This is a genomic window from Rathayibacter rubneri (assembly GCF_023743255.1).
Lineage (GTDB): Bacteria > Actinomycetota > Actinomycetes > Actinomycetales > Microbacteriaceae > Rathayibacter > Rathayibacter rubneri.
The window spans coordinates 1-8,154 of record NZ_JAMRYM010000124.1; the positions used below are offsets into that span (position 1 = coordinate 1).

Below are 8,154 nucleotides of genomic sequence, written 5' to 3' on the forward strand. Positions count from 1 at the left end.
GGGGTGGGCACCGCCTCATCCGGGGTCGGGGCCGCCGGGAGGGCGTCGGCTGTCGTGGTCGCGGGCATCGTCCCATGCTACGCGTCGTCAGAACGGGCGTTCTCGGACCGACGGGAACCGGCTGCTCCGGTGTCGGACGCCGGTGCTAGCGTCGGCCCTGCTCGGGCCCCGAGCGCGATCCCGGAGGGGGACGGCATGGTTCTGCAGATGCTCGCCGACGAAACACGGTCGCGTCGCTGCGCCCGGCCGAGGTCGAGCTCGGCGAGCCCGGGCCGGGTTCCGTCCGGATCCGCGTGCGCGCCGCGGGGGTGAACCCCTCCGACGCGAAGCTGCTCTCCGGGGTGTTCGGGCGGGGCCGCACCCCCGTGCGCCCGGGAGGCGAGGTGTCGGGAGTGGTCACCGCCGTGGGCGAGGACGCGGTCGGTCCGCTCGGTGGGCTCCGCGTCGGCGACGAGGTGGTCGCCTTCCGCGTCTCGGGCGGCTGGAGCGAGGAGCTGACCGCGAAGGCGTCGTCCGTCCTGCCCAAGCCCGCGGGGCTCGGCTGGGAGGCCGCGGCCGGACTCCTGCTGACCGGCACGACCGCGGTGCACCTGCTCGAGGCCACCCGGGTGGCGGCGGGCGAGACCGTGCTCGTGCACGGGGCGAGCGGAGCCGTCGGCACCCTCCTCGTGCAGCTGGCCGTCGCGCGCGGAGCCCGCGTGCTCGGCACGGCGAGCGGGCGCGGCGCCCCGGTCGTGCGGCGCTTCGGCGGCGAACCCCTGGACTACGGGCCGGGCCTCGAGCAGCGCGTGCGGGACGCCGCACCCGACGGGGTGGACGTCGCGCTCGACACGGCCGGCACCGACGAGGCGCTCGACGTCTCGGTCGCCGTCGTCGCCGATCGCTCCCGCATCGCCACCATCGCCGGCTTCGACCACGCCGAGCGGCTCGGCGGCGTGCTGCGGCTGGGCGGGGGAGCGGGGGCCGATCCCGGCACCGCGTTGCGCGACTCCGCTCGAGCCCCCCTCGTCGAGGCCGCCGGTCGCGGCGGGCTCGAGGTCGTCCTCGGTCCGTCCTTCCCGCTCGTCGAGGCGGCCGCCGCGCTCGAGCTGGTCGCATCGGGCCGCGCGGGCGGCAAGGTGGTGCTGATCCCCTGAGCGAGACGCGCACGGTCGAGCTCCGGGCGGACGGCCCCGTCGACCTCGCGGCCACCGCGAGCCTCCTCCGCAACCACGCCGTTCCCGGAGCCGAGCGGGTGGCCGAGGGCGGTCGCCGGCTCGAGCGCCTGCTCACCGTCGACGGCCGGCCGTGGCACGTCGCCCTCCAGCTGACGGAGGAGGGCGCGCTCGTGACGGCGCACGCCGAGGCGATCGACCGGGTCGCGGCCCGCGTGCGCGCCTGGCTCGATCTCGACTCGGACGTCGAGGCGATCGGAGCGGCGCTCTCCGCCGACCCCAGGCTCGCCGCGTCCGTGGCGGCGAGGCCCGGGTTGCGCGCGATCCGCTACCCCGAGCCGTTCGAGGCCGCGGTGGCATCGGTGCTCGGGCAGCAGGTGTCGGTCGCCGCGGCGCGCACCTTCGCCGGCCGGGCGGTGGCGGCGTTCGGCGGCGCCGGTCCCGCGGGCCTGCGGCTGTTCCCGTCCCCCGCCGAGCTGCTCGCCGTGCCCCTGGAGGAGCTGCGGGCGGCGATCGGAGTGACGAACGCCCGCGCCCGCACCGTCCGCGCGGTCGCGGCCGCGTTCGCCGACGGGCTGGTGCTCGACGCCGCCGGCGATCTGCCCCGGCAGCGGCGCCTCCTGCTCGCGATCCCCGGCATCGGGCCGTGGACCGCCGACTACCTCGCGCTGCGCCTGCTCGGCGACCCCGACGCCTTCCCGGCGGGCGACCTCGTGCTGCGGCGTGCGCTCGGCGGCGTCTCGACGGCGGCGGCCGACGCGGAGTCCGAGCGCTGGCGCCCTCACCGGGCGCACGCCGCGTTCCACCTGTGGGCCCTCGCGGGCGCGGTCTGACGCGTCGCGGCGGTGGGGAACGAGCCCTAGCTCAGGTACTCGACGTCGTCGTAGTGGAAGGGCGCGTCCTCGGCGTCCGGGTCCTCGGCCGGCACGTCCTCGTGCTCGAGGATCACGGCGACCCCGGGGGAGACGAGGACGCAGACCTCGCGCTCGCCGGCGACGGTGAAGCTCACCATGTCGCCGTGATCGCGCACGGCCTGCACGAGGCGCTTCTCGAGCTCCTCGGTGTCGAGGGCGAGCGAGAGGAGGAACCGGCGTCCGTCGATGCTCAGGATCGTGCGTCTCATCGTGTCCTCCTGATCGGGGCCCCCGGTGCGTCCGGCACGGCCCGGGGTCGCGGCCTTGACGCGCAGCGAGGCGGCGTGCATCCGGATGACGGCGTTCATCCGCGTTCCGGTCGGGACTCGTGGTGGCGGCGGCCCGCCGAGCGGCGGTCCTCCTTCATCTCGGACTCGAAGAGGGGGCGGCGCCCCTCGGCGAGCTCGTCGCGGGCGGCGCGCTCCTGCTCGCGGAACGCCGAGTAGTAGGTGTCGTCGTAGTCCTCGACGATCTGGAAGGTCCAGCGACCCTCGATGACGTTCCGGCCGACCAGCTCCGACTCGAGCCTGTCGGCCACTGCCCCGTGCCCCGCCTCCCGGAACGCCTCGACCGCCTCGCCGAGCGCGAGGTCGGCGGCGCCGGTGAGTCGGTGGAAGCCGTAGAGCAGGCCGCGGGCGTGCTCGACGGTCTCGAGGGCCTCGGACAGCTTGCCCAGTGCGGCGACGGTGGCGTCGTCGAGCCCGACCGGGCGGAGGTGCGCGGTGTCGGGGGTGTCGTGCGAACCGGTCATTCCATCGAGCTTAGGCGGACCATACTTCGTCGCCACCCCCTTGCGCCGGGGGCGCGGAACGTCCTGGAACCCGTGCGCGGGGGTTCGTCAAGGGCCTCCCCGACCTCGTCCGGGCTCGCTTAGCGTCGCCCCATCGGACCCCTCGAGCGACGTCGAGGTCGCGGGGGACCGGGATCGGGAGGCAGCCATGCTCGGCTTCGGGATCGAGGAGGAGTTCGTCCTGCTGGACGCCGCAGGGCTCCGACCGCTGGATCTGGGCAACGCGGTCTACTCCGAGTTCTTCGGCGATCCGAACTTCGGCGGCTGCGTGGGCCGCGAGTTCCTCGCCTGCCAGCTCGAGTTCACGTCGCCGGTGCTGCGCAGCCTCGCGCAGGCGCACGAGTGCCTCTCGTCGTTCCGCTCGCGCCTCACGGCGACCGCGGCGGAGTTCGACGCGCTGGCCGCGGGAGTCGGCGTCCCCTTCTCCTCCGGGGGCGCGCCCGCGCTGTCGCCCGAACCGCGCTACCGGGAGGTCGGCGAGCGGATGGGGGCCCTGCTCGAGGGGCACCGAGTCCAGGCCCTGCACGTGCACGTCGAGGTGCCGAACCGGGACGCGGGGGTCGCCGCGCTCAACCGGCTCCGGGTCTGGCTGCCGACCCTGCTCGCGCTCTCGGTCAATTCGCCGTTCCAGGGCGAGGCCGACTCGGGGTTCGGGAGCTGGCGGAGCGTGGCGTTGCGGCGCTGGTCGACGGCCGGCTGCCCGCCCCTCTTCACCGGCGCGGACGACTACGACCGCCGCGAGCGGGCTCTGATCGGACTCGGCTCGAGCGTGGACCGCGGGGCGATCGCCTGGCAGGCGCGTCTGTCGTCGCGCTACCCGACCCTCGAGATCCGCGTCGCGGACGCTCAGCTCGACGCCGCCGACGCGGTGCTGCTCGCGGGGATCTGCCGCGCGCTCGTGCGCTCGGGCCTCGAGCGGGCGGAGGGCGGCGAGCCCTGCTCCCCGCTCGCGCCGGAGCTGCTGGATGCGGGGCTCTGGCACGCGGGGCGCTTCGGCCTGGACGGCACGCTCCTCTCGCCCGGGGAGGGGCGGGCTGTCCCGGCCGCCGAGGTCGTCGCGGAGCTGCGCGAGTGGATCGACTGCGGGCTGCACGCGACCGGTGACGAGCGGGTCGTCGATGAGGGGCTCGAGCGCCTGGCGCGCATCGGCACCGGGGCCGCCCGACAGCGTCGCGCGTTCGCGGAGGGAGGGACGCGGGCACTGAGCGAGCTGCTCGGCACTCCGGGCGCCCCCGCGCCGCGGAGCCTGCAGCGCGAACTGTCGCGGAGGGGGGAGCGCTAGGCGCCTACAGCAGGCGCGGAGCCGTCGGCGCCCGGGGCGGCACCTCCACCAGCCGCACGTCGTGCAGCGCGCCCGCCTCGGCCACCGCCGTCAGGTAGGTGCACGCGGGCTGGCGGCGCCGATCCGTCGGCGAGCCGGGATTGAGCAGGCGCATCCCCGCCGGGCTCGTCGAGTCCCAGGGGATGTGGCTGTGCCCGAAGACGAGCACGTCGGTGTCGGGGTGCGCGGCGTCGGCCCGGGCCTCGCGTCCTGTCGCCGCGCCCGTCTCGTGGACCACGGCGACGCGCAGGCCGCCGACGACCGCGTGCGCGACCTCGGGCAGGCGCGTGCGCAGCCCCTCCGGATCGTTGTTGCCCCACACCGCGAGCAGCAGCGCGGCGCGCGCCTCGAGCGCGTCGAGGGCGGCCTCGTCGACCCAGTCGCCCGCGTGCACGACAAGGTCGGCCTCGTCGACGGCGCGCCAGACCTCCTCCGGCAGCTCCTTCGCCCGCTTCGGCAGGTGCGTGTCGGCGAGCAGGAGGAGGCGGACGGGTCCGTCGAGCCGCGGGGGAGCGCCGGCCGGGTCCGGGACGAGCAGCGCCATCAGTGCGCCGGGCCCGGGGTGGGCTCGACTCCGCCCTCGGCGCCGGGCTCCTCGGGGGAGTCCGAGCCGGACAGCCGGGCGTCGAGCGCGCCGAGCGCGGGGACAAACCACAGGTGGTCGCCCCGGTTCGACTCGACGACGAAGTCGTGGAACGCGCTCGAGTCCGAGACGGCGGCGGTGATGTCGCCGACGATCACGAGGCGCTTGCGGTAGTTGACGAGCTTCTGCACGAACTCGCCCGCGACTCCGGAGCGCAGGCGGAAGAACTCGGGGTCGAGGCGGCCGACGGGCACGACCACCGTCTCGACGTCGCCGTCGTAGGTCCCGGCGACGAGCGCGAGCGCATCCTCGGGAGTGGAGAGTGCGGGCCCGTCGTCGTCGACGAGGAGGAGGGGGACGTCCTGGCGGGTCTCGGTGCGCATCGCCCCAGTCGATCACGGCGGAGCGGCCGGCGCCAGAGCCCCGGCGCAGCGGGCGCCACGGCCCTCCGCCGACTCAGCCCTCCGCGCGGAAGGCCCGCAGTCGCAGGCTGTTCAGCACGACGAACACGCTCGAGAACGCCATCGCCGCTCCGGCGACGAGAGGGCCGAGCAGCCCGGCCATCGCCAGCGGGATCGCCGCGACGTTGTACGCGAAGGCCCAGAAGAGGTTGCCGCGGATGACGCCCAGCGTCCTGCGGCCCAGGCGCAGCGCGTCGGGCACCCGGGCGAGGTCGTCGCCGACGAGCGTGATGTCGCTCGCCTCGATCGCGGCGTCGGTGCCGGCGCCCATCGCGATGCCGAGGTCGGCCGCCGCGAGGGCCGCCGCGTCGTTCACCCCGTCGCCCACCAGCGCCACGCTGCGCCCCTCGGACCGCAGGCGCTCGACGACAGCGAGCTTCTCCTCCGGGAGCACCTCGGCGATCACCTCGTCGATGCCGACGACGGAGGCGACCGCCGCGGCCGCGCGCGGGTTGTCGCCGGTGAGCAGGAGCACCCGCAGTCCGCGGCGGCGGAGGGACGCGACCGCCCGCGACGCCTCGGCCCGCGGCTCGTCCCGCAGCACGGCCAGACCGCGCAGCTCGCCGTCCCAGCCGACGCCGACGACGGTGCCGCCGCTGCCCGCGGCCCGCTCGGCCTGCTCGGCGAGGGCGCCGGGCGCGAAGCCCCACTGCTCCTCGAGCCAGCGCAGGCGGCCCGCGACGACGAGGCGCCCCTCGACGCGCGCCCGCACGCCGAAGCCGGCGCTCGCGCGGAATCCGCTCGCCTCGGGGACGACGAGCCCGCGCTGCTCGGCGCCGCGGACGATCGCCGCGGCGAGCGGGTGCTCCGAGCCGCGCTCGACGGCCGCGAGCATCCGCAGCGCCTCGTCACCGCTCGCGTCGACGACCTCGAAGGCGCCCGTGGTGAGCGTGCCGGTCTTGTCGAAGACGACCGTGTCGATCCGCCGACTGCTCTCGAGGACCTCGGGTCCGCGGATCAGGATGCCGAGCTGCGAGCCGCGGCCGGTGCCGACGAGCACGGCGGTCGGAGTCGCGAGGCCGAGCGCGCACGGGCAGGCGACCACGAGCACCGCGACGGCCGGCGAGACGGCCGCCGCCAGCTCGGCCCCGGTCAGCAGCCAGCCGACCAGGGTGGCCAGCGCCAGCACGACGACGACCGGGACGAAGACGGAGGAGACGCGGTCGGCGAGCCGCTGGATGCGCGCCTTGCCCGCCTGCGCGTCCGAGACGAGGCGGCCCATCCGGGCGAGGACGGTGTCGGAGCCGACGCGGTCGACCCGCACGGTCAGCACGCCGTGGGCGTTCAGCACGCCACCGGCGAGCACGGATCCGGGACCCACCTCGACCGGGACGCTCTCGCCCGTGAGCATGCTCGCGTCGACCGCGCTCGAGCCCTCGAGCACCGTGCCGTCGGCGGCGACGACCTCGCCGGGGCGCACGCGGATCCGGTCGCCGATCGCGAGGGCGGCGGCGCTCACGCGCTCCTCCGCGCCCTCGGCGGTGAGGCGCACCGCGTCCTTCGCGCCCAGATCGAGCAGTGCGCGCAGAGCCGCTCCCGCGTCGCGCTTCGAGCGCGCCTCGAGGTACCGGCCGGCGAGCACGAGGACGGGGACCGCGGCCGCGACCTCCAGGTAGATCTCGTCGTGACCGGCGCGGGAGCCGAGCAGCTCGAAGGGCATGCTCATCCCGGGGCGCCCGGCGTCGCCGAGGAAGAGGGCGTACAGCGACCAGCCGAACGCGGCGAGCACGCCGAGGCTGATCAGCGTGTCCATCGTCGTCGAGCCGTGCCGCAGCGCCCTCACCGCGTTCCGGTGGAACGGCCACGCCCCCCAGACGGCGACCGGCGCGGCGAGCATCAGGCACAGCCACTGCCAGTTCGCGAACTGCAGCGGAGGGATCATCGAGAGCACGACGACGGGGGCGGCCAGCAGCGCCGAGACCCTCAGACGGCTGCGGAGGGTGCGGCGCTCGACGTCGTCGGGATGCGCGGCGCCGTCCGGTCGCCCGGGCTCGGCCGCCTCCGCCGCGGGCACCGTCGCCGTGTAGCCCGCGGCCTCGACCGCGGCGATCGCGTCGGCGGCCGTCGTGCCCTCCGGCAGCACGACGGTGGCGCGCTCGAGAGCGAGGTTCACCGTCGCGCTGACCCCGGGCAGCGCCACGAGGCGCTTCTCGACGCGGGAGACGCACGAGGCGCAGGTCATCCCGCCGATCGCGAGCTCGAGCGCGGCGGCGTTGCGGGGCGGCACGTCAGGAGAGGGGTGCGAGTCGGTACCCGGCGTCGGCGACGGCGGCCGCGATCTCCTCGCGGCCCAGCGGACGCGACGAGCCGACGGTGACCGCCGAGACGCCCTCGGGCGAGAGCGAGACGTCGACGCCGGTGACCTCGGGGTAGGCGGCGAGCTCCTCCGTCACGCTGCGGACGCAGTGCTCGCAGGTCATGCCGGCGACCCCGAACGTCTGCACCGAGGGCGCGATCATGGTGGTGTCGGCGGCACCGAGCGCGTCGCCGTGGCCGCCGCAGGCGCAGCCGCCCGCCGAGCCGCAGGAGCCGCCGGCGACGGTGTCGCCGGTCGCCTTCGCGGTCAGGCCGAGGTCGAGTCGAGTGGTCATGCCGGTGCTCCTCGTAGTGGCGGACCCGGTCCGCCGCCGTCGTGGTCGAATACCCCCAGGGGGTACTCCCATCGTAGGTCCGGCGGGGCTCTCGGGCAAGACGCGGGACGACGGAGGAGAATCGGAGCCGTCATCGCGACGGGAGGAGGGGACGTGGACGCAGGTGAACCGCCGCCGTGGGGCGCTCCGGGCCGGGAGTCGACCAGGGGACCCGTCCGCGCCGCGCCGCTGCCGCCGCGCACCCGGTTCGAGCCGACCGTGCTGCTCACGTCACCGGGCGAGCTGCTGCGCCTGCGCGAGAGCGTGCGCTCCCGGATCCACCACGCCGCGCCCGCCCGGC

10 protein-coding genes are annotated in these 8,154 nt (G+C 76.0%); 4 read left to right on the forward strand and 6 right to left on the reverse strand.

Annotated features, from left to right (window positions below; all coding sequences use genetic code 11):
• The first annotated feature begins 236 nt into the window (after positions 1 to 236).
• Both NB037_RS17525 and NB037_RS17530 read left to right on the forward strand, forming a co-directional pair.
• Entirely contained in the window at positions 237 to 1,136 is a 900-nt protein-coding gene (locus tag NB037_RS17525; RefSeq protein WP_279309078.1) for an NADP-dependent oxidoreductase, read from the forward strand.
• A complete protein-coding gene (locus NB037_RS17530) occupies positions 1,133 to 1,987 on the forward strand; it encodes a DNA-3-methyladenine glycosylase family protein (protein ID WP_251948086.1) in 855 nt (284 codons plus the stop codon). Before NB037_RS17525 ends, NB037_RS17530 begins: the two co-directional genes overlap by 4 nt.
• Before the next feature lie 26 nt (positions 1,988 to 2,013).
• Here NB037_RS17530 and NB037_RS17535 read toward each other — a convergent pair whose 3' ends face one another.
• Entirely contained in the window at positions 2,014 to 2,376 is a 363-nt protein-coding gene (locus NB037_RS17535; protein WP_207406071.1) for a hypothetical protein, read from the reverse strand.
• Positions 2,373 to 2,819: a hypothetical protein gene (locus NB037_RS17540; RefSeq protein ID WP_251948073.1), complete on the reverse strand. Its 447-nt coding sequence runs from the start codon at positions 2,817 to 2,819 to the stop codon at positions 2,373 to 2,375. The genes NB037_RS17535 and NB037_RS17540 overlap by 4 nt, the downstream gene beginning before the upstream one ends.
• 187 nt (positions 2,820 to 3,006) lie before the next feature.
• Between NB037_RS17540 and NB037_RS17545 the strand changes: the two genes are divergently transcribed.
• Positions 3,007 to 4,140 carry a carboxylate-amine ligase gene (locus NB037_RS17545; protein ID WP_251948076.1) on the forward strand — a complete coding sequence of 378 codons (1,134 nt, stop codon included), beginning with the start codon at positions 3,007 to 3,009 and terminating at the stop codon, positions 4,138 to 4,140.
• A gap of 4 nt (positions 4,141 to 4,144) precedes the next feature.
• Here the strand turns inward: NB037_RS17545 and NB037_RS17550 are convergent, their stop codons facing one another.
• The 4 genes from NB037_RS17550 to NB037_RS17565 form a co-directional block, all read right to left on the reverse strand.
• The gene (locus tag NB037_RS17550; RefSeq protein ID WP_251948078.1) at positions 4,145 to 4,723 is read right to left on the reverse strand and encodes a metallophosphoesterase family protein; all 579 of its coding nucleotides are present in this window, start codon (positions 4,721 to 4,723) and stop codon (positions 4,145 to 4,147) included.
• Positions 4,723 to 5,145: a DUF4180 domain-containing protein gene (locus NB037_RS17555; RefSeq protein ID WP_251948080.1), complete on the reverse strand. Its 423-nt coding sequence runs from the start codon at positions 5,143 to 5,145 to the stop codon at positions 4,723 to 4,725. Before NB037_RS17555 ends, NB037_RS17550 begins: the two co-directional genes overlap by 1 nt.
• A 73-nt stretch (positions 5,146 to 5,218) precedes the next feature.
• Positions 5,219 to 7,450: a heavy metal translocating P-type ATPase gene (locus NB037_RS17560; protein WP_308202087.1), complete on the reverse strand. Its 2,232-nt coding sequence runs from the start codon at positions 7,448 to 7,450 to the stop codon at positions 5,219 to 5,221.
• A gap of 1 nt (position 7,451) precedes the next feature.
• Positions 7,452 to 7,814 carry a heavy-metal-associated domain-containing protein gene (locus NB037_RS17565; protein ID WP_251948082.1) on the reverse strand — a complete coding sequence of 121 codons (363 nt, stop codon included), beginning with the start codon at positions 7,812 to 7,814 and terminating at the stop codon, positions 7,452 to 7,454.
• 153 nt (positions 7,815 to 7,967) lie between these two features.
• Here NB037_RS17565 and NB037_RS17570 point away from each other — a divergent pair.
• The coding region (locus tag NB037_RS17570) for a hypothetical protein (protein WP_251948084.1) at positions 7,968 to 8,154 on the forward strand (187 nt) is incomplete at its 3' end.